At 68.3% G+C, this 24,218-nt stretch carries 18 protein-coding genes; 7 read left to right on the forward strand and 11 right to left on the reverse strand.

Features of this window, described 5'->3' with window-relative positions:
- The first annotated feature begins 8 nt into the window (after positions 1-8).
- The 3 genes from ACV22V_RS24970 to ACV22V_RS24980 are packed head-to-tail and all read left to right on the forward strand — an operon-like array spanning position 9 to position 3,298.
- Positions 9-2,210 (forward strand): FUSC family protein, encoded by a 2,202-nt coding sequence (locus tag ACV22V_RS24970; protein ID WP_059524146.1) that lies wholly within the window; start codon positions 9-11, stop codon positions 2,208-2,210.
- Entirely contained in the window at positions 2,207-2,410 is a 204-nt protein-coding gene (locus ACV22V_RS24975) for a DUF1656 domain-containing protein (protein ID WP_011351756.1), read from the forward strand. Before ACV22V_RS24970 ends, ACV22V_RS24975 begins: the two co-directional genes overlap by 4 nt.
- Before the next feature lie 12 nt (positions 2,411-2,422).
- Positions 2,423-3,298, forward strand: a complete 876-nt coding sequence (locus ACV22V_RS24980; RefSeq protein ID WP_448015798.1) for an efflux RND transporter periplasmic adaptor subunit — start codon at positions 2,423-2,425, stop codon at positions 3,296-3,298.
- 36 nt (positions 3,299-3,334) lie between these two features.
- Here ACV22V_RS24980 and ACV22V_RS24985 read toward each other — a convergent pair whose 3' ends face one another.
- Together ACV22V_RS24985 and ACV22V_RS24990 are read right to left on the reverse strand one after the other, a co-directional pair.
- Positions 3,335-4,363 (reverse strand): EpsG family protein, encoded by a 1,029-nt coding sequence (locus tag ACV22V_RS24985; RefSeq protein WP_448015799.1) that lies wholly within the window; start codon positions 4,361-4,363, stop codon positions 3,335-3,337.
- 196 nt (positions 4,364-4,559) lie between these two features.
- Positions 4,560-6,233 carry a methyl-accepting chemotaxis protein gene (locus tag ACV22V_RS24990; protein WP_448015800.1) on the reverse strand — a complete coding sequence of 558 codons (1,674 nt, stop codon included), beginning with the start codon at positions 6,231-6,233 and terminating at the stop codon, positions 4,560-4,562.
- Between the two features lie 399 nt (positions 6,234-6,632).
- Here ACV22V_RS24990 and ACV22V_RS24995 point away from each other — a divergent pair, with 399 nt between their 5' ends.
- Positions 6,633-7,871, forward strand: coding sequence for an MFS transporter (locus tag ACV22V_RS24995; protein WP_223965131.1), 1,239 nt, complete (start codon positions 6,633-6,635; stop codon positions 7,869-7,871).
- Positions 7,872-7,937: 66 nt separating this feature from the next.
- On the opposite strand, the gene ACV22V_RS25000 is transcribed toward ACV22V_RS24995, so the two are convergent.
- On the reverse strand, positions 7,938-8,735 hold the full coding sequence (locus tag ACV22V_RS25000) for a 5'-methylthioadenosine/adenosylhomocysteine nucleosidase (RefSeq protein ID WP_059690901.1): 798 nt from the start codon (positions 8,733-8,735) through the stop codon (positions 7,938-7,940).
- Entirely contained in the window at positions 8,732-11,095 is a 2,364-nt protein-coding gene (locus ACV22V_RS25005) for a UvrD-helicase domain-containing protein (RefSeq protein WP_059524132.1), read from the reverse strand. The genes ACV22V_RS25000 and ACV22V_RS25005 overlap by 4 nt, the downstream gene beginning before the upstream one ends.
- A gap of 214 nt (positions 11,096-11,309) precedes the next feature.
- Between ACV22V_RS25005 and ACV22V_RS25010 the strand changes: the two genes are divergently transcribed.
- A complete protein-coding gene (locus ACV22V_RS25010; protein WP_059524130.1) occupies positions 11,310-14,177 on the forward strand; it encodes a valine--tRNA ligase in 2,868 nt (955 codons plus the stop codon).
- 88 nt (positions 14,178-14,265) lie between these two features.
- Positions 14,266-15,150 (forward strand): UTP--glucose-1-phosphate uridylyltransferase GalU, encoded by an 885-nt coding sequence (gene galU / locus ACV22V_RS25015; protein WP_059524128.1) that lies wholly within the window; start codon positions 14,266-14,268, stop codon positions 15,148-15,150.
- A gap of 60 nt (positions 15,151-15,210) precedes the next feature.
- On the opposite strand, the gene ACV22V_RS25020 is transcribed toward galU, so the two are convergent.
- From ACV22V_RS25020 to ACV22V_RS25050, 7 genes are all read right to left on the reverse strand, one after another.
- The gene (locus ACV22V_RS25020) at positions 15,211-15,825 is read right to left on the reverse strand and encodes a DUF4136 domain-containing protein (RefSeq protein WP_059818000.1); all 615 of its coding nucleotides are present in this window, start codon (positions 15,823-15,825) and stop codon (positions 15,211-15,213) included.
- A gap of 37 nt (positions 15,826-15,862) precedes the next feature.
- Positions 15,863-18,250 (reverse strand): CHASE2 domain-containing protein, encoded by a 2,388-nt coding sequence (locus ACV22V_RS25025; protein WP_448015801.1) that lies wholly within the window; start codon positions 18,248-18,250, stop codon positions 15,863-15,865.
- Positions 18,251-18,260: 10 nt separating this feature from the next.
- Positions 18,261-19,622 (reverse strand): FecR domain-containing protein, encoded by a 1,362-nt coding sequence (locus ACV22V_RS25030; RefSeq protein ID WP_448015802.1) that lies wholly within the window; start codon positions 19,620-19,622, stop codon positions 18,261-18,263.
- Positions 19,619-20,323, reverse strand: coding sequence for a response regulator transcription factor (locus ACV22V_RS25035; RefSeq protein WP_006402120.1), 705 nt, complete (start codon positions 20,321-20,323; stop codon positions 19,619-19,621). The genes ACV22V_RS25030 and ACV22V_RS25035 overlap by 4 nt, the downstream gene beginning before the upstream one ends.
- 265 nt (positions 20,324-20,588) lie before the next feature.
- Positions 20,589-21,026, reverse strand: coding sequence for a hypothetical protein (locus ACV22V_RS25040; protein ID WP_059817993.1), 438 nt, complete (start codon positions 21,024-21,026; stop codon positions 20,589-20,591).
- A 226-nt stretch (positions 21,027-21,252) separates the two neighbouring features.
- On the reverse strand, positions 21,253-21,480 hold the full coding sequence (locus tag ACV22V_RS25045) for a sulfurtransferase TusA family protein (RefSeq protein ID WP_006753156.1): 228 nt from the start codon (positions 21,478-21,480) through the stop codon (positions 21,253-21,255).
- Positions 21,481-21,608: 128 nt separating this feature from the next.
- Positions 21,609-22,544, reverse strand: a complete 936-nt coding sequence (locus ACV22V_RS25050) for a LysR family transcriptional regulator (protein ID WP_059817991.1) — start codon at positions 22,542-22,544, stop codon at positions 21,609-21,611.
- 107 nt (positions 22,545-22,651) lie between these two features.
- Between ACV22V_RS25050 and ACV22V_RS25055 the strand changes: the two genes are divergently transcribed.
- Complete coding sequence (locus tag ACV22V_RS25055; protein ID WP_059697791.1) at positions 22,652-24,172, forward strand: CoA-acylating methylmalonate-semialdehyde dehydrogenase; 1,521 nt, start codon at positions 22,652-22,654, stop codon at positions 24,170-24,172.
- Positions 24,173-24,218 lie beyond the last annotated feature (46 nt).

The following is a 24,218-nucleotide window of genomic DNA, read 5'->3' on the forward strand; positions in this document are numbered from 1 at the left end:
CGACCGTCATGTCCGCCTCCTCCCCCGCTTCCACACATGCCGCCGGCCCGCTCGCGGCCTGGTCCGCCGCGTTCGGCGACTGGGCCCGCAGCGACGGCGCCGCGTGGCTCTATCTGTTCAAGGCACTGCTTGCCGCGTTCATCGCGACCGGCGTGTCGATGCGGCTCGACCTGCCGGCGCCGAAGACGGCGATGACCACGGTGTTCATCGTGATGCAGCCGCAAAGCGGCGCGGTGCTCGCGAAGAGCTTCTACCGGGTCGCCGGCACGATCTTCGGGCTGATCGCGACGCTCACGTTCGTCGGGCTGTTCCCGCAGCAGCCGCAGCTGTTCCTGCTGGCCGTCGCGCTGTGGGTCGCGCTGTGCACGGCCGGCGCCGCGCGCAACCGCAACTTCCGCAGCTACGGCTTCCTGCTCGCCGGTTACACGACCGCGCTGATCGGGCTGCCGGCATCGCAACACCCGGACGGCGCGTTCATGAGCGCGATGACGCGGGTCGCCGAGATCATGGTCGGGATCGTGTCGGCAGGCGTCGTCAGCGCGCTGGTGTTTCCGCAGTACACCGGCGAGCAGATGCGCACGACGGTGCGCAAGCGCTTCAGCAGCTTCGTCGACTACGTCGCGGCGGCGCTGTCGGGCCAGCTCGACCGCGCGCACATCGAAACCATCCATACGCGCTTCGTCGCGGACGTGGTCGGCTTCGAAGCGGCGCGCAGCATGGCCGTGTTCGAGGATCCGGACACGCGGATGCGCAGCGGCCGCCTCGCGCGTCTGAACAGCGAGTTCATGAGCGTATCGAGCCGCTTTCACGCGCTGCATCAGTTGATGAACCGGCTGCGCGCGGCCGGCGCGCAGGCCGCGATCGACGCGATCGAGCCGTACTTCCGCGAGATCGCACCGCTTCTGACGCGCAATGGCGAACCGGTGCGCTCGTCGGCCGACGCCGCGCTCGCGGCCGAACAGCTGCTCGCGTGGCGCGACGCGCTGCCGCGCCGCATCCGCGCGACGCGCGCCGCGCTCGAGACGCAGCCGGATTTTCCGCTGCTCGACTTCGACACGGCCACCGAGCTGCTGTACCGCTTCATCACGGATCTGCACGAATACGCGGCGACCTATGCGTCGCTGTCGACCGCGACGCACGAGCGCGAACGCTGGATCGAGCGCTACGAGCCGCGCACCAACGTGACGGCGATGGTGATCGCGGCGATTCGCACCGCGACCGTGATACTCGTGCTCGGCTGGTTCTGGATCGAGACCGCGTGGCCGAGCGGCGTCACGATGACGCTGACGGCCGCGGCCACCTGCGCGCTCGCGTCGTCGACACCGCGCCCGACCGCGATGTCCGCGCAGATGGGCATGGGGACCGCGCTGGCCGTCTGCACGGGCTTCCTGCTGACGTTCGGCATCTACCCGCACATCGACGGCTTCCCGCTGCTGTGCGCGGCCCTCGCGCCGCTGCTCGCGATCGGCATCTTCATGACGATGAAGCCGAAGCTCGCGGGCTACGGGATGGGCTACCTGATCTTCTTCAGCTTCCTCGCCGGCCCCGACAACATCACGCACTACGACCCGATGAGCTTCATGAACGATGCGCTCGCGCTGGTGCTGTCGATGCTCGTCTCGGCGATCGCGTTCGCGGTGCTGTTTCCGCCGACCGCGCCGTGGCTCAAGAAGCGGCTGTTCGCCGACCTGCGCCATCAGGTGGTCGCCGCGTGCCACGCACGGCTGGCCGGACTGCGCACGCGCTTCGAGAGCGGCGCGCGCGACCTGATGTACCAGGCGCACACGCTGTCGGCCGACCAGCCCGACGTGCAGCGCGACGCGCTGCGCTGGATGTTCGCGGTGCTGGAGACGGGCAACGCGGCGCTCGATCTGCGCACCGAGCTGGCGACGCTGCCGTCCGACCCGCGCTATGCGCCGACGACGCCGTGGCGACGCGCGATCGAGACGATGCGCACCGCGCTGTCCGCGCTGTTCCGCCAGCCGGACGCGGCGCGCTTCGACGCGACGCTCGATGCGGTCAACGCCGCGATCGACGCGACCCGGCAGACGCTCGATGCGGTCACGCCGTCGCGCGAGGAGCGCCATCGGCTGCAGCGCATCCTGAGTCATCTGCATTTCGTACGCACGGCGCTGCTCGATCCGGAATCGCCGCTCGAGCCGCTCAACCGCAACCGCCCGGTGCGTCCCCAACAAGGAGCCTCGTCATGATGCCGCGTGAAATCGCCATTCTCGATGCCTACATGCCCACGGTGGTCCTGATGTTCGTCCTGGGCGCGCTGGCGACCTGGGCCGTCGACCGCCTGCTCGCCTACACGGGCCTCTACCGTCTCGTCTGGCACCCGTCGCTGTTCCGCGCGTGCCTTCTCGTCTGCATTTGCGGCGGACTGAGTCTTGCCGTTTACCGTTGATTCCGAACCATCATGATTCTCAGAAAACTCTTCGGCTTCGTCGCGACCGCCGTCATCCTTCTCGTCGCGATCCTGATCGGGCGCTCGCTGTGGGTGCACTACATGGACGATCCCTGGACGCGCGACGGGCGCGTCCGTGCCGAGATCGTCAACGTCGCGCCGGACGTGTCGGGCGCGATCGTCGAACTGCCCGTGCATGACAACCAGCTCGTGAAAAAGGGCGACCTGATCATGCAGATCGACCCGTCGCACTACCAGATCGCGGTCGAGCAGGCGCAGGCGGCCGTCGCCGCCCGCCGCGCGGAACTGCAGATGCGTCGCGACGACGCGGCCCGCCGTGCCGACCTCGACGCGCTCGTCGTGTCGAAGGAAAACCGCGAGAACGCCGCGCACAGCGCATCGAGCGCCGACGCGCAGTACCAGCAGGCGATCGCCGCGCTCGACGCCGCGAAGCTCAATCTCGAACGCACGCGCGTGGTCGCGCCGGTCGACGGCTACATCACGAACCTGCAGACGTTCAAAGGCAACTACGCGGTGGCCGGCCAGGCGAAGCTCGCGATCGTCGACAGCCATTCGTTCTGGGTCTACGGCTACTTCGAGGAAATCAAGCTGCCGCGCGTGAAGGTCGGCGCACCGGCCGAGATGCGGCTGATGAGCGGCGGCGTGATGAAGGGCCACGTCGAGAGCATCTCGCGCGGCATCTACGATCGCGACAACCCGCAAAGCCGCGACCTCGTCGCGGACGTGAACCCGACCTTCAACTGGGTGCGCCTCGCGCAGCGCGTGCCGGTGCGCATCCGCATCGACGAAGTGCCGGCCGACGTGGTGCTGTCGGCGGGCACGACCTGCACGGTCATCATCGATCCGGACAAGCAGAAAAAGTCGTGATGAAACGCTGGCCGGGCGGCGCCCCGCCCGGCCGCGTCATTCCCAGAAGAACCGGTAAGGCAGGAACGGCGACGGGCCGAGCCCGTACTCGCCGAGCATGTTGCGCAGTCGCATCGCGAAGCCGACGGCGCCGATCACGACCAGCGCGACGATCACGTGCCGGCGCCGGATCCCCGGCACGTGCTGCAGCGGCACGAACTGACAGCCCATCGCGAACAGCACGAGCCACTGGAAACGCAGCCCCGCATAGCTGATCCGCGCGAGCGCGAAGCTCGCGATCTCGCAGACGAACAGGAACACGAGCGTGCGCGGCATGCGCGCCAGCAGCACCCAGCCGGCAGCGAGCGTCAGCAACGCAAGCACGAGCGGCGCGCCGCCCGACATCTGCGCGGGCGGCGTGAACGCCGCATACAGGCCGACCTTCGCGAGCAACGCGTCGTGATGCATCGCGAACAGCACGCCGCCGATCGCGACCGCCAGCCCCGCATAGCGCAGCAGGCGCAACCGTCGGACCTGCAGCAGCACGACAAGCAGCGCCGCCGACACGTGCATGGCGGTCGCCGCGGCCGCGAACGCGAACGACGCGCCGTGCCGCCTGCGCGCCCATGCGTCCGATGCGAGCTTCGCGACACAGAACGCGACGCCGTAGCGCACGCCGCTCATCGCCATGTCGTAGAAGAACAGCGGAAAGATCAGCGTGGCGAACACGCATGCGTCCTCGGCGCTCCGGCCGAACGCGGCGACGCACGCGACGACGACCAGCAGCGACAGGATCGCCATCGCGATGTGCGGATCGTGCCCGAGCCACGCGAGCGCGCGCACGAGCCAGACGAAACCCGGTTCGAGCGTGCGCGGCACGACCTTCAGGTTGCCGCTCCAGATGCCGGTAATGATGTCGAGGTAGATCGCCGTGTCGGTGCCCGTCCGGCCCCGCAGCACGGCGAACGCGGCGGCCGGCGCGATGCCCGCCGCGAGCCATCGCCACGCGGCCACGCGCGTGCGCGTGCCGATCGCCGCGGACGCGAGCATCCACAGGTATCCCGTCAGGTAAATCGTCATCGTCATTGTTGTGACCCGCTCGGCGTGCGGTCGCACCGGAGTCGGTGCGCATGCGCCGCGGGTTCTGGCCCCCCGCTATGTGGAGGCGCATTGTAAGGGATTGCGCGCGGACCGACTGCCGGGTTTGTCACCGATCGACAGCAGCGCGCCAGCCTGCGCGTCGCGGGCGGCCGGCCCGCGACGGCGTGGGACGATGCGACGCTCAGGCCGCGATGCGAAAGCGTCCGACCAGCGACTTGAGCGCCTGCGCCTGCTCGTCGAGCGCGTTCGCTGCGGCGGCTGCCTGTTCGACGAGCGCCGCGTTCTGCTGCGTGCCGGCATCCATCTGCGTGACGGCGCGGCCGATCTCGTCGATCCCCGCGCTCTGCTCGTCCGACGCCGCGGAGATCTCGCCGATGATGTCGGTCACGCGCTTGACCGCCCGCACCACGTCGTTCATCGTGCGGCCCGCATCGTGCGCGAGCGCCGCGCCGTTCGCGACGCGCTCGACCGACGCGCCGATCAGCCCACGGATCTCCTTCGCCGCGGTCGCCGCGCGCTGCGCGAGCTGCCGCACCTCGCCCGCGACCACCGAAAAACCGCGTCCCTGCTCACCCGCGCGCGCCGCCTCGACCGCGGCGTTCAACGCGAGAATGTTGGTCTGGAACGCGATCCCCTCGATCGTGCCGATGATGTCGCGAATGTTCTTTGCGCTGTCGTCGATCTCGCTCATCGTCGCGACCACGCGTCCGACGACTTCGCCGCCCGCCTCCGCGACGGCCGACGCATTGGCCGCGAGCGCGCTCGCCTGCCGCGCGTTCTCGGCGTTCTGCCGCACCGTCGACGTGAGTTCCTCCATGCTGGCCGCGGTGCGCTCGAGCGCGACGGCCTGCTGCTCGGTGCGGCGCGAGAGGTCGAGGTTGCCGGTCGAGATCTCGCCGGACGCGGCCGCGATCGCCTCGGCGCTGACGGCGATCTCGCCGACGGTCGCCGCGAGCCCGGTCTGCATGTCGGACAGCGCACGCACCATGCTGTCGCGGTCGTGCCGGCCGAGCGATATCGGCCGTGCGAGGTCGCCGCGCGCGATGTCGGCGGCGATCGCCTTCGCCTCCGCGGGCTCGCCGCCGAGCTGCGACGCGAGGCGGCGCACGACCCCTTCGGCAATCGCGATCGCCAGCACGATCAGTGCGGCCGTCATCGCCGCGATCATCGCGAACGACGACGAGAAGATCGTTGCGGACGCATCGAGCGTCGCCTTCGACTTCGCGCCGCGCGTCTTCACGAGCATCGCGACGAGCTTCTCGAGCTTGCCGGTCTCGACCAGCAGCGACACGTCCTGCGTGCCGACCTGCCAGTTCATCTGCGACAGGTCGAGCGGCTGCGCCTGCACGAGCGCGACGAAATCGCGCAGATGGCCGCTCCACGTCCCGACCGCCATCGAGAATGCGCGCAGTCGCGCGGAATCGTCCGCATCGGCCGGATCCGCGTAGCGCTGCAGCGTCGCGAGCGCCTGGCCGATCGACGCGAGCCCCGCGCCGACCTCGGCGCCCAGGTCGTCGCGCTCCTTCGCGGTGGTGGCGGTCAGCAGCATCTTCTGCGCGCGGCTCGCGCGCAGCACCTCGGCGCGCACCTCCTCCGCCGCCCGGCTCGCGACGTGCCCCTGCTCGTAGACCGACGCAATCGACGCGTTCAGCCGGCTGATCTGCCACAGCGAAAACACGCCGATCGCGAGCGTGCCGGCCAGCAGGATCGCGAACGCGGCGCGCAACGTCGCCTTGACCGTCCACGGCCGGGATTCGCGCCGGGCTGCGCGCGCACGCCGTGCGGCGGGCCGGGCGGCTGCGTCGGATGCGGCGGCGGCCGCAACCGGCCGCGGATGCAATGAAGCTGCTTTCATCGATATATCCCCGTATTGATCATGCCGCCGGAAAGGTCGGTTCCGGCGGCCGGCATTCCCGCGCCGGCCCGCCATGCCGCGCGCCCTGCGCTCGCCCGGCTCGTGGCCGGTGCCGCACTGTGATGTCATTGGTCCTTCTACGGCCGCCATCGGCGCGCCTTGAGTCCGGGCAAACACCGATCCGTCCCGCGCGACCGCCACGAAAGGCAGACGCGCCGCTGCGTTATACCTGGCCAAAAAACGGCGTCATGGCCGAATCGTCACAACAATGTCCGAATTGCGACAAAACTTGGCCTGACATTCTCGATACGCCACATTAGACTTCTTTGACGCAACAACGATTCGAACGCGCCGATCCCCATCAGAGCGCGTCCCGCCACCTCAACTCGCTCAGCTCACATGGAAACCAGCCTCGATACGGGCGTCGGCGCGACAGCCGCAGCCCAGCCGTCTGCCCCACCCGCTCCGCGTACCGTCTACCCCGTGCTCGGCGCGATCAGCTTCTCGCACATGCTCAACGACATGATCCAGTCGTTGATCCTCGCGATCTATCCAATGCTCAAGAGCCAGTTCGCGCTGTCGTTCGCGCAGATCGGCCTGATCACGCTGACCTACCAGATCACCGCGTCGCTGCTGCAGCCGCTCGTCGGCCTGTACACGGACAAGCGGCCGAAGCCGTATTCGCTGCCGGTCGGGATGGGCTTCACGCTCGCGGGGCTGCTGCTGATGTCGGCCGCGCAGAACTTCCCGACGCTGCTGGCGGCCGCGGCGCTGGTCGGCTGCGGCTCGTCGGTGTTCCATCCGGAATCGTCGCGCGTCGCGCGGATGGCATCGGGCGGCCAGCACGGGCTCGCGCAGTCGCTGTTCCAGGTCGGCGGCAACGCCGGCTCGGCACTCGGGCCGCTGCTCGCCGCGCTGGTGATCATTCCGCACGGCCAGCACAGCATCGCGTGGTTCTCGGCGGCCGCGCTCGTCGCGATGGTCGTCCTCACGCAGATCGGCCATTGGTACAAGAAGCATCCGTCGATGAAGAAAAAGGCCGCGGCGGCCGGCCATCCGACGTTGTCGCAGGGCCGCGTGCTCGCCGCGATCGGCGTGCTGGTGCTGCTGGTCTTCTCGAAATACTTCTACCTGGCGAGCATCAACAGCTATTTCACGTTCTATCTGATCGACAAGTTCCACCTGTCGGTGCAGGCCGCGCAGATCCACCTGTTCGTGTTTCTCGCGGCAGTCGCGGCCGGCACGCTGATCGGCGGGCCGGTCGGCGACCGGATCGGCCGCAAGTACGTGATCTGGGTGTCGATCCTCGGTGTCGCGCCGTTCACGCTGCTGCTGCCGTACGCGAACCTGTTCTGGACGAGCGTGCTGAGCGTGATCATCGGCGTCGTGCTGGCGTCGGCGTTCGCCGCGATCCTCGTCTACGCGACGGAGCTGATGCCCGGCAAGGTCGGAATGGTCGCGGGCCTGTTCTTCGGCTTCGCGTTCGGCCTGGGCGGCGTGGGTGCCGCCGTGCTCGGCCAGCTCGCGGATGCGACGAGCATCACGTTCGTCTACAAGGTGTGCTCGTTCCTGCCGCTGATCGGCGTGCTGACCGTGTTCCTGCCGAACCTCGAAAGCAGCCGGCGCAAGAAGGCGTGACGAACCGGCCGCGGCATGTGTGCCGCGGCCGGTCGACCGATTCGAAGGGAAAGTACGACGGCGGCTTCAGGCCGCCGTCGTCGCATGCAGCGTCAGGAAACGCTTGAGGATGCCGGACGAATAGTTGCTCGCGATCGCCGACAGGAAGTGCGAGAACGACTGCGTCGCATGATCGTCGGCCGTATCGGAGATCGTGCGCACGATGGCGAACGGCACGTCGTGCTCGGCGCAGACCTGCGCGATCGCCGCGCCTTCCATCTCGACCGCGAGCGCGTCCGGCAGCGCGTCGCGCAGCGCGACGACTTCCCGCTCGCTCGACACGAAGCGGTCACCGCTGATGATCAGCCCGCCGTGCAACGTCGCACCCGCCAGCCCGAAACGCTCGGCGAACCGCGCGCCCTCCTCGGCGACGAACAGCGTGCATGCGGCCTTCAGACGAGCCGTCAGCGCCGCATCGGTCGCGAACCGCGTGATGCCGAGCAGCGGCACCTCGTAGCGCGGAAACAGCGGCGACGCATCGAGATCGTGCTGCAGCAGCAGATCGGCGACGACGACGTCGCCGACGCGCACCGTGCGCGACACGCCGCCGGCGACGCCGGTGAAGACGATGCCGGACACGCCGAACACGTGAATCAGCGCGCTGACCGTCGCGGCGGCCGCCACCTTGCCGACCCGCGCGAGCGTGACGACGCAGGCCGCCCCGTGCACGGTGCCGACGTGATAATCGCGGCGGCCGAGCGTGATCGTCTTCATCGCGCCTTCGTCACGCATCGCGGCGATCAGGTCGCCGAGTTCCTCGGGCAGCGCGGCCAGAATGCCGAGCGGGCGCGTCGAAACCGTTTCAGCCATGTCGATGCCCATCATTCCACCGCCTGCAGTTTCGCGACCGCCAGCGCGAGCCACTTCTCGCCGTGCCGTTTGAACTTCACTTGCGCCTTCGCATCGGCGCCGTTGCCTTCGAGCGCGGTGACCGTCCCCTCGCCGAACTTGGTATGGAATACCTGCTGGCCGATGCGGAAGCCGGTGTCGGCCGCGCGCTGCTTGTCCGCGAACGCCGGCAGCGGCGCGGAGACCGCCGCGTCGACGACCTGTTCGCGACTGCCGCCGCCCGGCCGCGCGAACCAGTCGCGCCCCCAGCCGGCGTTGTCCGAGCGGCCGCCCCAGCGCGAGCCCGCCTCGACCTTCGGCGTGAGCCACTTCAGCACGTGCTCCGGCAATTCGTCGAAAAAGCGCGAGCGCACGTTGTAGCGCGTCTGGCCGTGCAGCATCCGGCTTTGCGCGAACGACAGGTAGAGCCGCTCCTTCGCGCGCGTGATCGCGACGTACATCAGCCGCCGCTCTTCCTCGAGGCCGTCCGATTCGAGCACGCTGTTCTCGTGCGGGAACAGCCCTTCCTCGAGGCCGGTGATGAACACGGCCGAGAATTCGAGCCCCTTCGCCGCGTGCACCGTCATCAGTTGCACCGCGTCCTGGCCGGCCTGCGCCTGGTTGTCGCCGGCTTCCAGCGACGCGTGCGACAGGAAGCCCGCGAGCGGCGTCATCGTGTCGGGGTTCTGCGCGGGGTCGCCGAGCGGCGCCGGATCGAGCACGTCGACCGTCGGATCGTCCGCGTCCACGCCGAGCTCCGGCGCCGCGATCGCGCCCGCGCGCAGCGGAATCGAGCGGGCCGGCGCATCGAGCCCGTAACCTTCCTCGCTGACGAACGCGGTGGCCGCGTTCACGAGTTCCTGCAAGTTCTCGAGGCGGTCCTGGCCTTCGCGCTCGCCCTGGTAGAAATCGGCGAGGCCACTCGCGCGCACGACGTATTCGACCGTCTCCGGCAGGCTCATCTGCTGCGTCTCGGCACGCATCTTCGCGACGAGATTCGCGAACGCGCCGAGGCTCGTGCCGGCCTTGCCGGTCACGTACGGAATCGCCGCGGCCATCGAGCAGTCGTACAGGCGCGCGGCGTCCGCGAGCTGCTCGATCGAGCGCGCGCCGATCCCGCGCGTCGGGAAATTCACGACGCGCACGAACGCGGTGTCGTCGTTCGGGTTGTCGATCAGGCGCAGGTACGCGAGCGCGTGCTTCACTTCCTGGCGCTCGAAGAAGCGCAGACCGCCATACACGCGATACGGGATGCCCGACGTCATCAGCGTGTGCTCGATCGCACGCGACTGCGCGTTGCTGCGATACAGCACGGCAACTTCGCTGCGCGACATCCCGGTGTTGATCAGCGAACGGATCTCCTCGACGATCCAGCCGGCCTCCTGCGCATCGGTGCTGGCCTCGTACACGCGCACGGGCTCGCCGTGGCCGGCGTCGGTGCGCAGGTTCTTGCCGAGGCGATGCGAGTTGTTCGAGATCAGCTGGTTCGCCGCGTCGAGGATGTTGCCGTGCGACCGGTAGTTCTGCTCGAGCTTGATCAGGTTGCGCACGCGGAATTCGTCTTCGAAGTCGCGCATGTTGCCGACGTTCGCACCGCGGAACGCGTAGATCGACTGGTCGTCGTCGCCCACCGCGAAGATCGCGTTCTCGCCGCCCGCGAGCATCTTGAGCCACGCGTACTGCAGCTTGTTGGTGTCCTGGAACTCGTCGACGAGAATGTGCTTGAAGCGCGCCTGGTAGTGCGCGCGCAGCGGCGCGTTGTACGCGAGCAGCTCGTAGCAGCGCAGCAGCAGCTCGGGGAAGTCGACGACACCCTCGCGCTGGCACTGCTGGTCGTACGCCTGGTAGAGCTCGACGAACTTGCGGTTGAAGTTGTCGGACGCGTCGACCTTGTCGGGACGCAGCCCCTGCTCCTTCGCGTTGTTGATGAAGTACTGGACGTTCTTCGGCGGATATTTTTCGTCGTCGACATTCGCCGCCTTCATCAGCCGCTTGATCGCCGACAACTGGTCGGCCGTGTCGAGGATCTGGAAGGTCTGCGGCAGGCCGGCGTCGCGCCAGTGCGTGCGCAGCATCCGGTTGCACAGCCCGTGGAACGTGCCGATCCACATGCCGCGCGTGTCGATCGGCATCATCGCCGACAGCCGCGCCATCATTTCGCGCGCCGCCTTGTTCGTGAAGGTGACGGCAAGCACCGTGGCCGGCGACGCGTAGCCCTGCTGGATCAGCCACGCGATGCGCGTGATCAGCACGCGGGTCTTGCCGCTGCCCGCCCCCGCGAGGATCAGCGCCGGTTCGTTCGGCAGCGTGACGGCGGCGTATTGTTCAGGGTTCAGATTGGCGAGCAGATCGGGCATGGAGCGGCAGCGGACGTGCGAGAAAAATGCGGACCCGCCATTATAAGTCGGCCGCGCGATGCCGTTTCCGATCCGTTCCGACGCCTGCCGTCGCCCGCGTTGCGGCGCCCCCGCGACCTGCCCGCCCGGGCAAGCGATGGCTGGCCGATGTGCATCCATTTATAATTGTCAGATTCGGCATCCAATTCACGCATTTTTCGGCAGATTTCCAACCATGAGCGACAGCACGCTTGCGAAGAGTTTCGAGCCCCACACCATCGAGTCCCAATGGGGGCCGGAGTGGGAAAAACGCGGCTATGCCGCACCGGCATTCGATCCGGCACGCCCCGATTTCGCGATCCAGCTGCCGCCGCCGAACGTCACCGGCACGTTGCACATGGGCCACGCGTTCAACCAGACGATCATGGACGGCCTCGCCCGTTACCACCGGATGCTCGGCGAGAACACGCTGTGGGTACCCGGCACCGACCACGCGGGGATCGCGACCCAGATCGTCGTCGAGCGCCAGCTCGATGCACAGGGCGTATCGCGCCATGACCTCGGCCGCGAGAAGTTCGTCGAGCGCGTGTGGGAGTGGAAGCAGCAGTCCGGTTCGACGATCACCGGCCAGGTGCGCCGTCTCGGCGCGTCGACCGACTGGTCGCGCGAATATTTCACGATGGACGACAAGATGTCGGCCGCCGTGCGCGACGTGTTCGTCACGCTTTACGAACAGGGCCTGATCTACCGCGGCAAGCGCCTCGTGAACTGGGATCCGGTGCTGCTCACCGCGGTGTCGGATCTCGAGGTCGCGAGCGAAGAGGAAAACGGCCACCTGTGGCACATCCGCTATCCGCTCGTCGACGGTTCGGGTTCGCTGACCGTCGCGACCACGCGCCCGGAAACGATGCTCGGCGACGTCGCGCTGATGGTCCACCCGGAAGACGAGCGCTACGCGCACCTGATCGGCAAGCTCGTCACGCTGCCGCTGACGGGCCGCGAGATTCCGGTGATCGCCGACGACTACGTCGACCGCGAGTTCGGCACGGGCGTCGTGAAGGTCACGCCCGCGCACGACTTCAACGACTACCAGGTCGGCCTGCGCCACAACCTCGCGCCGATCGAGATCCTGACGCTCGACGCAAAGATCAACGACAACGGCCCCGAGCAGTATCGCGGCCTCGACCGCTTCGACGCGCGCAAGGCGATCGTCGCCGACCTCGATGCGGAGGGTTTCCTCGACTCCGTCAAGCCGCACAAGCTGATGGTGCCGCGCGGCGACCGCACCGGCGTCGTGATCGAGCCGATGCTGACCGACCAGTGGTTCGTCGCGATGACGAAGCCGGCGCCGGAAGGCACGTTCAATCCGGGCAAGTCGATCACCGAAACGTCGCTCGACGTCGTGCGCAACGGCCAGATCAAGTTCGTGCCGGAAAACTGGACGACCACCTACTATCAATGGCTCGAGAACATCCAGGACTGGTGCATCTCGCGCCAGCTGTGGTGGGGGCACCAGATTCCCGCATGGTATGGCGAAAACGGCGAGGTGTTCGTCGCGCGCAACGAGGAAGAAGCCCGCGCGCAGGCCGCCGCGAAGGGCTATGCCGGCGCGCTGAAGCGCGACGAGGACGTGCTCGACACGTGGTTCTCGTCGGCGCTCGTGCCGTTCTCGTCGCTCGGCTGGCCGAACGACACGCCTGAACTGCAGCACTTCCTGCCGTCGTCGGTGCTCGTCACCGGCTTCGACATCATCTTCTTCTGGGTCGCCCGGATGGTGATGATGACGACGCACTTCACCGGCAAGGTGCCGTTCCACACCGTCTACGTGCACGGCCTCGTGCGCGACGCGGAAGGCCAGAAGATGTCGAAGAGCAAGGGCAACACGCTCGACCCGATCGACATCGTCGACGGCATCGACCTCGAAACGCTGGTCGCGAAGCGCACGACGGGCCTGATGAACCCGAAACAGGCCGCCACCATCGAGAAGAAGACGCGCAAGGAATTCCCGGACGGCATCGCCGCGTTCGGCACCGACGCGCTGCGCTTCACGATGGCGTCGATGGCGACGCTCGGCCGCAACGTGAACTTCGACCTCGCGCGCTGCGAAGGCTATCGCAACTTCTGCAACAAGCTGTGGAACGCGACGCGCTTCGTGCTGATGAACTGCGAAGGCCACGACTGCGGCGCCGACAAGCCGGAAGTGTGCGGCGCGGGCGACTGCGGCCCCGGCGGCTACCTCGACTTCTCGGCGGCCGACCGCTGGATCGTGTCGCTCCTGCAGCGCACCGAGGCCGACATCGCGAAGGGCTTCGCCGATTACCGCTTCGACAACATCGCCACCAGCATCTACAAGTTCGTGTGGGACGAGTACTGCGACTGGTACCTCGAACTCGCGAAGGTGCAGATCCAGAACGGCACGCCGGAACAGCAGCGCGCGACGCGCCGCACGCTGCTGCGCGTGCTGGAAACGGTGCTGCGCCTCGCGCACCCGATCATCCCGTTCATCACCGAAGCGCTCTGGCAGAAGGTCGCGCCGCTCGCCGGCCGTTATCCGCAAGGCAAGGCCGAAGGCGAAGCGTCGCTGATGACGCAGGCGTACCCGGTCGCGAACCTGCAGAAGATCGACGAGGCGTCGGAGCAATGGGCGGCCGACCTGAAGGCGATCGTCGACGCGTGCCGCAACCTGCGCGGCGAGATGAACCTGTCGCCGGCGACCAAGGTGCCGCTGCTCGCGGCCGGCGACGCCGAGCGCCTGCGCTCGTTCGCGCCGTACGTCCAGGCCCTCGCCCGCCTGTCGGAAGTGCAGATCCTGGCCGACGAAGCGACGCTCGACCAGGCAGCGCACGGCGCGCCGATCGCGATCGTGGGCCCGAACAAGCTGGTACTGAAAGTGGAAATCGACGTCGCGGCCGAACGCGAGCGCCTGTCGAAGGAAATCGCGCGCCTGACGGGCGAAATCGCGAAGTGCAACGCGAAGCTCGGCAACGAGGCGTTCGTCGCGAAAGCGCCGCCGGCCGTGGTCGAACAGGAGCAGAAGCGTGTCGCCGAATTCCAGAGCACGCTGGAAAAACTGCGCGCTCAGCTCGATCGGTTGCCTGCGTAACAAACGGTAAGGTCGTTTGCGTTCACTATAATCGGAACGTGAACATAAGACTGTCTGACAAGTCGATTACAGGAATAAAGGTTCGATCATGTTGAAAGTCACCAAGGCGGTATTCCCCGTTGCCGGTCTCGGCACGCGGTTCCTCCCGGCCACGAAGGCGAGCCCGAAGGAAATGCTGCCCGTCGTCGACAAGCCGCTGATCCAGTACGCCGTCGAGGAAGCGATCGCCGCGGGCATCACGGAAATGATCTTCGTGACCGGGCGCAGCAAGCGCGCGATCGAGGACCACTTCGACAAGTCGTACGAAGTCGAGGCCGAACTCGAGGCGCGCGGCAAGGAGAAACTGCTCGAGCTCGTGCGCAGCATCAAGCCGAGCCATGTCGACTGCTTCTACGTGCGCCAGCCGGAAGCGCTCGGCCTTGGCCATGCGGTGCTGTGCGCGGAGAAGCTCGTCGCCGACAACCCGTTCGCGGTGATCCTCGCCGACGACCTGCTCGACGGCAACCCGCCCGTGATGAAGCAGATGGTCGACGTGTTCGACCACTATCACAGCTCGGTGATCGGCGTGGAGGAGATCCCGCCGTCGGAGACGAAGTCGTACGGCATCGTCGATGGCAAGGAGTGGGAAGAATCGATCGTCAAGATGTCGGCGATCGTCGAGAAGCCGGCGCCGGAAGTCGCGCCGTCGAACCTCGGCGTGGTCGGCCGCTACATCCTGAAGCCGCGGATCTTCGAACATCTGCGCGCGCTGAAGCCGGGCGCGGGCGGCGAGCTGCAGCTCACCGACGCGATCCAGGCGCTGCTCGCCGACGAACAGGTGCTGGCCTACAAGTACCAGGGCACGCGCTACGACTGCGGCAGCAAGCTCGGCTACCTGAAGGCGACGGTCGAGTTCGCGCTGCGCCACCCGGAAGTCGGCGCCGAGTTCGACGCGTATCTGCGCACGCGCGGCAACGGGCAACCGGCTGCCTGAGCGCGGCACGGGCCGGCCTCGCCTGCGCTGCGGGCCCGCCCTCACCTCACGGCCGGCGCGTCAGCGCGCGGCGGCCGACTTCACCGAGACGACGCCCGGCATCGCGCCCGCGTCGTCTTTTTTCGTCTTCACGAGCCAGCCGTCGCCCTGCTCGAACGGCAGCTTCGCGAGCGCGCTCTTCACGAGCGTCGGCGCGGCCTGCTGCGTGCCCGCATCGCGGTCGCGCATCGACGCCGACACGCGATAGACGTCGGCGCCCGACTTCGCGTCGACGAAACGCAGCGTCAGCACGTGGCGGTACACGCTGCCCGCGAACGGCAACGCGAACGGCGCCGGCCCGTCGACGGTCACGCACGCGCTGCTTGCCGCGCCGCACTGGTCGGCCGTCGCCGCGACCGACGCCGGCTGCGTCGCGTACGCGATCGACAGCCGGTAGCGCGCAGCCTGGCCAGGCTGCGCGTCGAAGCCGCGGTGCGCGAGCTCGTCGCGCACAAGCGTCTCGATCTGCCGGTATTCGGCATCGTCGGCCTGAGCGGCCGTGCGAACGAGCTCGTAGTCGTGCGAACCGGACTCGAACGCGTTCGGCTGCCCGAGCGCGCTCACGCCGGTCGTGACGCCGGCGCAACCCGTCAACAGCGCCACCGCGAGCGCGGTCGCTGCCCATTCCTTTCTCATGACTTCCCCCAAATGCCTGCCGTCGTGCCCGGCCCTGTCAGGCGGACGGCTCGTCGATCGCGGGCAGCGACACCGTCACCGCGGTGCCGACACCCACTTCGCTGTCGACCGTCACGCTGCCGCCGTGGCGCGTGACGACCGTCTTCACGAATGCCATGCCGAGCCCCGAGCCCGAAATTTCGGGCCGCTCGCCCGCATGGAATCGCTTGAAACGCTCGAACAGATGCCGCTGATCTTCCGGCGCGATGCCGTACCCCTGATCGCGAATCGTACAGAACATCCGCTTCGATGCATGCTCGACCGTCAGCGTACACGTGATCACCGTGTCGGACGGACTGTATTTGACCGCATTGTTCAGCAGGTTGACGAACGCACGCGTGATCAGCGAGCGGTCGGCACGCGCCCAGCACATGTCGGTGCCGACGTCGGTCTCGATGCGGATGCGCTTCGCCTGCGCCTGCGGCCACACTTCGTCGCTCGCGTCGATCAGCACGTCGACGAGGCTGGTCGGTTCGAGCTGGTACGCCTGCGACTCCGCGCGCGCCAACTGCACGAACTCGTCGGCGAGCGACAGCGCACGGTGCGCATACCGCTCGATCCGCGCGAGCAGCCCGCGCATCGCGTCGGTTTCGACGCGATCGCGCTCGATCTCGACGAGCGCGAGGATCGACGACTGCGGCGAGCGCATGTCGTGCGACAGCAGGTGCAGCGCCTCCTCGCGCTGCCGCTCGGCCGCGTGCAGCTCGGTTACGTCGACGAGGCCGGCGATCCAGCCCGTCACATGGCCCTGCGCATTCGTACACGGGGCGTAGCGTAACAGATGGTCGAGCCCGTCGCGATCGCGCACCTCGATGCCGCGCGCCATCGCTTCGTCTTCGGCCCCGAGCGTCGGGTCGAGCGCGGCCGGCCAGTGTTCGCGAATCGTCACGTCGTGTTCGGCGTTGCCGTCGACGGTCTTCATGAAGGTCAACTCGCCGAGCGCGGCGCGCAGCGGCCGCCCTTCCGGCAGCGGCAGCGCGAGGCGCGCCCCGTAGCGCTTCGCCGCATGGTTCGCGATCAGCACGGTCCCGGCCAGGTCGGTGACGAAGATCGGCTCCGGCATGCTGTCGAGGCTGTCCCACACGAAGCGCTTCATGTCCTGCACGCGTTGCGCGGCCTGCGCCATCAGCGCTATCTGCCGTTCGAGCACGTCGCCGCCGACGCTGCGCGTGCGCGGCGCCTCGGGCAGCAGGTGCGGCTCGTCGGCCAGCCGCTGCAGCTCACGGCGCAGGTGCGACATCGTCATTTCCAGGCGCCGCCAGTTCCAGATCGGGTAGACGGCGATCAGCCCGAAGATCGCCGGCGCGGGCGACAGCCACACGCGCGCCTCGAACAGCAGCGCCAGGCTCGCGACGACGGACAGCGCGGCCAGGCTCAGCGTCAGCAGCAGCGCGCGCCACGGCGACAGCATCAGGAAACCGCCCAGCAGCACGGCGAGCGGCAGCAGCGATGCGGCGAAGAGCCAGTCGCGAGACGCGGGCAGGATCGCGCTGCCGGTGGCCAGCATGTCGAGGACGTTCGCATGAATGTACACGCCGGCGAGCGGGCCGAAGTCCCCCGACACCGGGGTCGCGAAGCGGTCGAAGAGGCCCGATGCGGTCACGCCGACGACGACGATCTTGCCCCGCAGCGCGTCGGGTTTCACGCGCCCTTCGAGCACGTCGTCGAACGACACCGTCGGATAGGCGGGCGTATTGCGGCTGAACGGGATCAGGTAGCGGCCCTCGCCGTTCGCGTCGCGCGACAGGTCGTGCGCATTCGCGCCGGGCACACCGCCGACCGGATGCAGCCGGCCGGCCTGGATCGCACGATAGACGGGCACCATCAGTTGCGGCCAGCGCACGCGTCCGTCGCTTTCGAACAGCGCGACGCTGCGCACGATGCCGTCGGGATCGACTTCGAGATTGATGTGGCCGAGCCCCATCGTGCGTGCCGAGAGCTCCGCCACCGGCGGATCGACGGTGCGCGTGCCGTCCGCCTGCTCGGGGCTCAGCAAGACGGGCAGGAAGGTCGGCACACGGGTCATTGCGTCCGCGAACGCGCGATCCTCCGGCGACTGCTCGGTAAACAGCACGTCGTAGACGACCGCGGCCGGGTGCGCACGCGCCAGCGTGTCGAGCAGCCGCGCGTGCACGCTGCGCGGCCACGGCCAGCGGCCGAGTGCGGACACGCTCTGGTTGTCGATGTCGACGACGACGACATCGGGCGACAACGGCAGGCTGCGCAGCATCAGCAGCCGGTCGTAGATGAGCCCGTCGACGCTCGACGAGAACCGGCCGAACGCGCATGCGAGGATCACCGCGATCCCGAGGCAGCCGATCGCGATCCACTCGATGAGGAAGCGGCGGCCGAGGCGCCGCCGCGGGGAAACGGAGTCGGTTTTCATGCGCCGCGGGTCAGCGCGACAACGTGAACGCGCTGACCGGACTCGTCTTCTGATAGAACTTGCCGCCTTCGAACTCCTCGACCGTCACCGCCCAGTAGTAGTCGCCGGGCGGCAGGTGCGCGACCGTGATCCGGTGCGCCTGCAGGCCCATCTGGTCGACCACCGGCGCGCTCAGGTCCTTCGAGCGCGACAACACGAACCGATAACGCGCATCCTTGCTCGCGCCATTCGGCGACCAGCGGAACTCATAGCCGTTCGGGCCGGGCGACGCGGTTGCGTCGAGCCCCATCAGGCGCCGCTCGAACGCGTAAATGTGCGGCATGCCCTCGAGGCCGTTGTCGTCGATCGCGGCAATCCGGACGAAGTACGTACCGTTCGGCACCTCGCGGAACACCGCGCGCGACGAGACGGTGCGCGTTTCGCTGAACAGCTCCAGCATGCCCGCGTCGCGCGCGAGTTGCAGGTGATAGGCATGCGCATGCTCGAGCGGCGCGATGTCGAACGTGAGGTCGGGCTCGTCCTGCACCTTGTCGGGATGCGTGAGCGCGGGCGCCGGCAGCAGCTGCACCGGTGCGCCGACCGCGCCGGACGACGTCGAGACGCTGCCGAAGTTCGCATGCACGAGCGTCGGATCGGCCGACTGCTGCTTGCCCGCGACGCCGACGGTGCCGTCGAGCACCTCGACGCGCGTCGCCGCGTTGCCGGCGGCGTCGTAGTTCACGCGGAAGCGCGTGCCGCGCACGCCGGCCACGACCGACGGCGAGCGGATCTGGAAGCGGTCGTCGCGTTTCTTCAGGTGCGTGACCTCGCTGTCGACCGAGCCGCGCGTGAGCTCGAATACGCGATCGAGCGCGCCGGTCAGCACGGTGCGGCGCAAGGTCTTCAGGTCGAGCTGACTGTCGGGCGGCAGGCTCATGTGCGTGCCGTCGGCCAGTTCGAGCGTCAGGAAGCCGTTCGCGCCGGTGCGCACGCGGTCGCCCTCGGTGAGCGTCGCATCGCTCGCGAGCGGCGCGTACGCGTTGCCGGACGCGCGCTCGGCCGTGCCCTGCACCGCGACGACGCGCGCGGTCAGCTTTTCCTTGCGCAGACGCGCGACGGGCAACTTCAGCGCGATGCCCGGCTGCAGGCGCTTCGGCGCGGGCACGCCGTTGATCTGCTGCAGCAGCTGCCAGTCGTCCGGGCCCTGCAGGTAGCGCGCGGCGACGTCGTACAGCGTGTCGCCGGCCTGCGTGCGGTAGACAACCGTCTTGCCCACGGCAGCAGGCGGCTGCGCGACGGCCTGCCGTGCCACGAACGCGAACGCGACCGCGCACGCCGCATGCAGTGCCACCGTGCGCAAGCGCGCCGTGCGCTGCGTGATTCGCTGGGTCACTCCGGTTCTCCCTGGCCGACCCGCTCGAGCCGGTAGCCGTAGCCGTAGATCGGCGCGAGGCGATAGCCGTTTTCCGGCCGCAGGCCGAGCTTCGTGCGCAGCATCGAGATGTGCGTGTCCATCGTGCGCGACGGAATGTCGGTCGCCTGCTTCCATACGAGATCGAGAATATGCGCGCGCGACAGCGGTCGGTCGAGATGCTGGAACAGCAGCAGCGCGAGTTCGAATTCCTTCTGCGTGAGGCTCACGGCCTTGTCGCCGACGTACGCCTGCTTCAGGTTCACGTCGAAGCGGAACTGGTCGAACTCGCGAACGGTCGCCTCAGCGTTGACCGGATACGCGCGGCGCAGCAGCGAGCCGATGCGCGCGCGCAGGATCGGGCCCGACACGGGCTTGACCACGTAATCGTCGGCGCCGGCGTTGAGGATCTGCGTGATCCCCGCCTCGTCGTCGCGGCTCGTCATGAAGATGATCGGCAGGCTGTGCTCGGTCTGGTTCGCGCGCACCCACTTGAGCACTTCCTCGCCGGACATGTCCGGCACGTTCCAGTCGAGCACGAGCAGATCGAACGTCTCGCGCTGCAGACGCTTCTTCAGGGCCTTGCCTTCCTTGAACGCATAGCATGTGTGGCCAGCGGCCGTCAGCGTTTGACTGACGAAATCCGTCTGGGCCGGATCGTCATCCAGTACAGCAATTCTCATAGCACCCCGCAAATCGAAAACGATTCGTCCAGTTCAGCTCCCCGCGCTCACCCCGCGCAGCATGCGCGCGGCCTTCGACACCGGCCGGCGAGCCGTCGTTTGCCGAGCGCGCAACCTGCGCGGCACGGCCGCCCCGGGAAAAATATCTCAAAAACGGGGCACGGACGAACCGGCGATTTCATCATAGTAGTATGAAATTCGCCAAGAAATTGCGCGGACTACGGTCCTTTATTCGAATAATCCTTCCCGTCGCGCGATTGCGCGCCTAGTCAGGGCCCGCCTTGCCGGCCTTCGGCTCGGCCAGATCGTCGGTCGACAGTCGCCGCAGCCGCGCGACCGGGAACGCCTCCGGCAGCCCCAGCATCCGCTCGAGCTGGCCGCGCACGCGCTCCCACGCCGGCGCCGCGTAGTCGGGCTGGCTCGCCGCCCACGTCTGCGCGAGATCGAACACGCGCTCGATCGTTGCGCCGCAATACGTGAGGCCCGCGCCATCGTCCTGCGCGGCGCCGCGCAGCCGTTCGTCGAGCGATTCGGCCAGCCACGGCATCTCGGCCGCCGCCGAATCGGCATATGCCTCCAGCGCGGCACGCGCGTGGCGATCCCGTTGCGGGTCGAGCTCGATCCGGCTCAACCCCGCCGCGCGTGCGGGCGCGATGCATTCCGCTGCGGACGGACTTCGAATGGTCCCTGGTCTGAAGGACATGTCCTCTCCCCGTTTGTACGACGGTAGCGTCAGGCATGGCCCCCGTGCCAACCTCGTATGACGTACCGTGGCCGGCGCATCCATCCGAGACGGACGACCGGCCGGGTCAGTATACGCAGCCGACCGTGCGACGAGGTTTAAGAATTGTCAGAGGTGTCAGAGGCGCGGCCGGACCGCAACGGGCGCTGTCCGTGCGGTTGCCGCAAGCGGCGCGTGATGCGGGCCGTCAGCGGCGGCGCATCAGGAACACGAACGTCTTGTCCTGGGTCGTCACTTCGACGATCTCGTTGCCCGTCTGCTTCGCGAACGCGGCGAAATCGCGCTGCGAGCCCGGATCGGTCGCGAGCACCTTGAGGATCTGCCCGCTCTCCATATCGGCGAGCGCTTTCTTGGCGCGCAGGATCGGCAACGGGCAATTGAGCCCGCGCGCATCCACTTCCTTGTGAATCTGCATCGGCTGTCGACCTTCGAATGACGCGCCACACGGGCGCGGGAGGAAGCGGCGATTTTACCGCAGCGCGGCCACCCCTGCCCGCGCGGCCGGAGCCCGACCATACGACGCGGCGCGCCCGCCCTCGCCCGTCAGGCGCCCGTGAAACCGCCCGCGAGCCGCTCGCGCAGGTGCCTCACGAGCGCGCGCACCGCGCTCGGCACGACCGGGCTGTACGGCCGGATCGCGAAGATGTGCTCGCCGAACGCGCCCGACGGTCGCCAGCCGTCGAGCAGCGCGACGAGCCGGCCGGCGTCGAGATCGCGCCGCGCGCTGAAATCCGGCAGCAGCGCGATGCCGAGCCCGCCGAGCGCGGCCTCGCGCATCGCCTCGCTGTTGTTCGCCGCGAAGCTGCCGCGCACGGGCACGCTCACGCGCTGGCGCCGGCGGCCGTCCGGCTCGAAGCTCCACGCCGCCGGTTCGTTGTCGCGCAGGTAGCACAGGCAGCTGTGGTCGACGAGCTCGCTCGGGTGGCGCGGCGTGCCGCGCGCGTCGAGGTAGTCCCGGCTCGCGACCAGTAGCGAGCGCGTGTCGCACAGCTTCCACGCGACGTGGGTTTGCGGCGCGGTCGTCGTATGGCGGATCGCGAGGTCGAAACCCTCCTGCGTCAGCGAATGCAGCCGGTCGGACAGGTCGAGTTCGATATGCACGCCCGGATGCTGCCGCAGGAAATCGGGCAAGTGCGGCACGACCTGCTGGCGCCCGAGCGCGACGGGCGCCGTCACGCGCAGCAGCCCGCGCGGCTCGCCGGCCAGGTCCTTCACGCGCGCGAAGTGCTGGCCGATCGATTCGAATGCGTCGCGCGTGCTGTCGACCAGCGTCTGCCCCGCGTCGGTGAGCCGCACGCTGCGCGTCGTGCGCCGCACCAGCGGCACGCCGGCCGCCTTCTCGAGATCGGCGATGCGCTGGCTCATCGCGGCCTTGCTGATGCCGAGCCGCTGCGCGGCGGCGGTGAAACTGCCTGCCGCCGCCAGCACCGTCAGCGAATGGATGTGCGGCCAGAGCGCCTGGACATTTTGCTGATTCATTCGCGGATTATTCAGAATTCTGAACAGTGAATCAAGCTGCGTGGCCTTCTCCCACCCCGCCGCTTTGCCTAGACTAGGTTCCGTCCACCCCCATCTCAGGAGACACGATGAACCCGGTTCCCGCCTACACGTCCGACGCCGACGTCGGCCACTATGTCGACGGCGCGCCCGTTGCCGGCCGCAGCGGCCGCTTCCAGGACGTCCTCAATCCGGCGCTCGGCCGCGCGGTGCGCCGCGTCGCGCTCGCCGGCGACGACGAGGTGCAGCAGGCCGTCGCATCCGCCCACGCCGCATTCCCGGCCTGGGCCGCCACGCCGCCGATCCGCCGCGCACGCGTGCTGCACCGCTTCCTGCAGCTGATGAACGAACACCGCGACGCGCTCGCGGCGATCATCACGGCCGAGCACGGCAAGGTGTTCTCCGACGCGCAGGGCGAAGTCGCGCGCGGCATCGACATCATCGAATTCGCATGCGGCGTGCCGCAACTGCTGAAGGGCGACTTCACCGATCAGGTCAGCACCGGCATCGACAACTGGACGATGCGCCAGCCGCTCGGCGTCGTCGCCGGGATCACGCCGTTCAACTTCCCGTGCATGGTGCCGTGCTGGATGTTCCCGGTCGCGCTCGCGACGGGCAACACGTTCGTGCTGAAGCCGAGCGAACGCGACCCGTCGGCGGCGCTGTTCATGGCCGACCTGCTCACGCAAGCCGGCCTGCCCGCCGGCGTGTTCAACGTCGTGCAGGGCGACAAGGGCGCGGTCGACGCGCTGCTCGACCATCCGGACGTGCAGGCCGTCAGCTTCGTCGGCTCGACGCCGATCGCGGCCTACGTGCAGCAGCGCGCGGTGCAGTCGGGCAAGCGCGTGCAGGCGCTCGGCGGCGCGAAGAACCACCTCGTCGTGATGCCCGACGCGAACATCGAGCAGGCGGTCGACGCGCTGATCGGCGCCGCGTACGGCTCGGCGGGCGAACGCTGCATGGCGATCAGCGTCGCGGTGCTGGTCGGCGACGTGGCCGACAAGATCGTGCCGGCGGTCGCCGAGCGCGCGCGCAAGCTGGTGATCGGCGACGGGATGTCGCCGGAAGTCGAGATGGGCCCGATCGTCACCGGCGAAGCGCTCAAGCGTATCGAAGGCTATATCGAGCAAGGCGTCAGCGAAGGCGCGCAGCTGGTGGTCGACGGGCGCGGGCTGCGCGTGCCGGGCCGCGAGGCAGGCTTCTTCACCGGCGGGACGCTGTTCGATCATGTGACGCCCGACATGCGCATCTACAAGGAAGAAATCTTCGGGCCCGTGCTCGGCTGCGTGCGCGTGAAGGACTTCGGCGAAGCGGTCGACCTGATCAACGCGCACGAGTTCGGCAACGGCGTGTCGTGCTTCACGAGCGACGGCGGCATCGCGCGCGAATTCGCGCGGCGCATCCAGGTCGGCATGGTCGGCATCAACGTGCCGATCCCGGTGCCGATGGCATGGCACGGCTTCGGCGGCTGGAAGAAGAGCCTGTTCGGCGACATGCATGCATACGGCGAGGAAGGCGTGCGCTTCTACACGCGCCAGAAGTCGGTGATGCAGCGCTGGGCGTCGAGCATCGGCAAGGGCGCGGAATTCGCGATGCCGACCGCGAAGTAAGCGCGATGCGCATGCCGCCCGCCGGATGTGCCCGCGGGCGGCACGC

Source organism: Burkholderia sp. AW33-5, from assembly GCF_053427615.1.

Excerpts from the sequence above, each read along its gene's own strand:
- ACV22V_RS24970 (WP_059524146.1), top strand. The coding sequence starts at position 9 with ATGTCCGCCTCCTCCCCCGCTTCCACACATGCCGCCGGCCCGCTCGCG.
- ACV22V_RS24975 (WP_011351756.1), top strand. The coding sequence starts at position 2,207 with ATGATGCCGCGTGAAATCGCCATTCTCGATGCCTACATGCCCACGGTG.
- ACV22V_RS24980 (WP_448015798.1), top strand. The coding sequence starts at position 2,423 with ATGATTCTCAGAAAACTCTTCGGCTTCGTCGCGACCGCCGTCATCCTT.
- ACV22V_RS24985 (WP_448015799.1), bottom strand. The coding sequence starts at position 4,363 with ATGACGATGACGATTTACCTGACGGGATACCTGTGGATGCTCGCGTCC.
- ACV22V_RS24990 (WP_448015800.1), bottom strand. The coding sequence starts at position 6,233 with ATGAAAGCAGCTTCATTGCATCCGCGGCCGGTTGCGGCCGCCGCCGCA.
- ACV22V_RS24995 (WP_223965131.1), top strand. The coding sequence starts at position 6,633 with ATGGAAACCAGCCTCGATACGGGCGTCGGCGCGACAGCCGCAGCCCAG.
- ACV22V_RS25000 (WP_059690901.1), bottom strand. The coding sequence starts at position 8,735 with ATGATGGGCATCGACATGGCTGAAACGGTTTCGACGCGCCCGCTCGGC.
- ACV22V_RS25005 (WP_059524132.1), bottom strand. The coding sequence starts at position 11,095 with ATGCCCGATCTGCTCGCCAATCTGAACCCTGAACAATACGCCGCCGTC.
- ACV22V_RS25010 (WP_059524130.1), top strand. The coding sequence starts at position 11,310 with ATGAGCGACAGCACGCTTGCGAAGAGTTTCGAGCCCCACACCATCGAG.
- galU (WP_059524128.1), top strand. The coding sequence starts at position 14,266 with ATGTTGAAAGTCACCAAGGCGGTATTCCCCGTTGCCGGTCTCGGCACG.
- ACV22V_RS25020 (WP_059818000.1), bottom strand. The coding sequence starts at position 15,825 with ATGAGAAAGGAATGGGCAGCGACCGCGCTCGCGGTGGCGCTGTTGACG.
- ACV22V_RS25025 (WP_448015801.1), bottom strand. The coding sequence starts at position 18,250 with ATGAAAACCGACTCCGTTTCCCCGCGGCGGCGCCTCGGCCGCCGCTTC.
- ACV22V_RS25035 (WP_006402120.1), bottom strand. The coding sequence starts at position 20,323 with ATGAGAATTGCTGTACTGGATGACGATCCGGCCCAGACGGATTTCGTC.
- ACV22V_RS25040 (WP_059817993.1), bottom strand. The coding sequence starts at position 21,026 with ATGTCCTTCAGACCAGGGACCATTCGAAGTCCGTCCGCAGCGGAATGC.
- ACV22V_RS25045 (WP_006753156.1), bottom strand. The coding sequence starts at position 21,480 with ATGCAGATTCACAAGGAAGTGGATGCGCGCGGGCTCAATTGCCCGTTG.
- ACV22V_RS25050 (WP_059817991.1), bottom strand. The coding sequence starts at position 22,544 with ATGAATCAGCAAAATGTCCAGGCGCTCTGGCCGCACATCCATTCGCTG.
- ACV22V_RS25055 (WP_059697791.1), top strand. The coding sequence starts at position 22,652 with ATGAACCCGGTTCCCGCCTACACGTCCGACGCCGACGTCGGCCACTAT.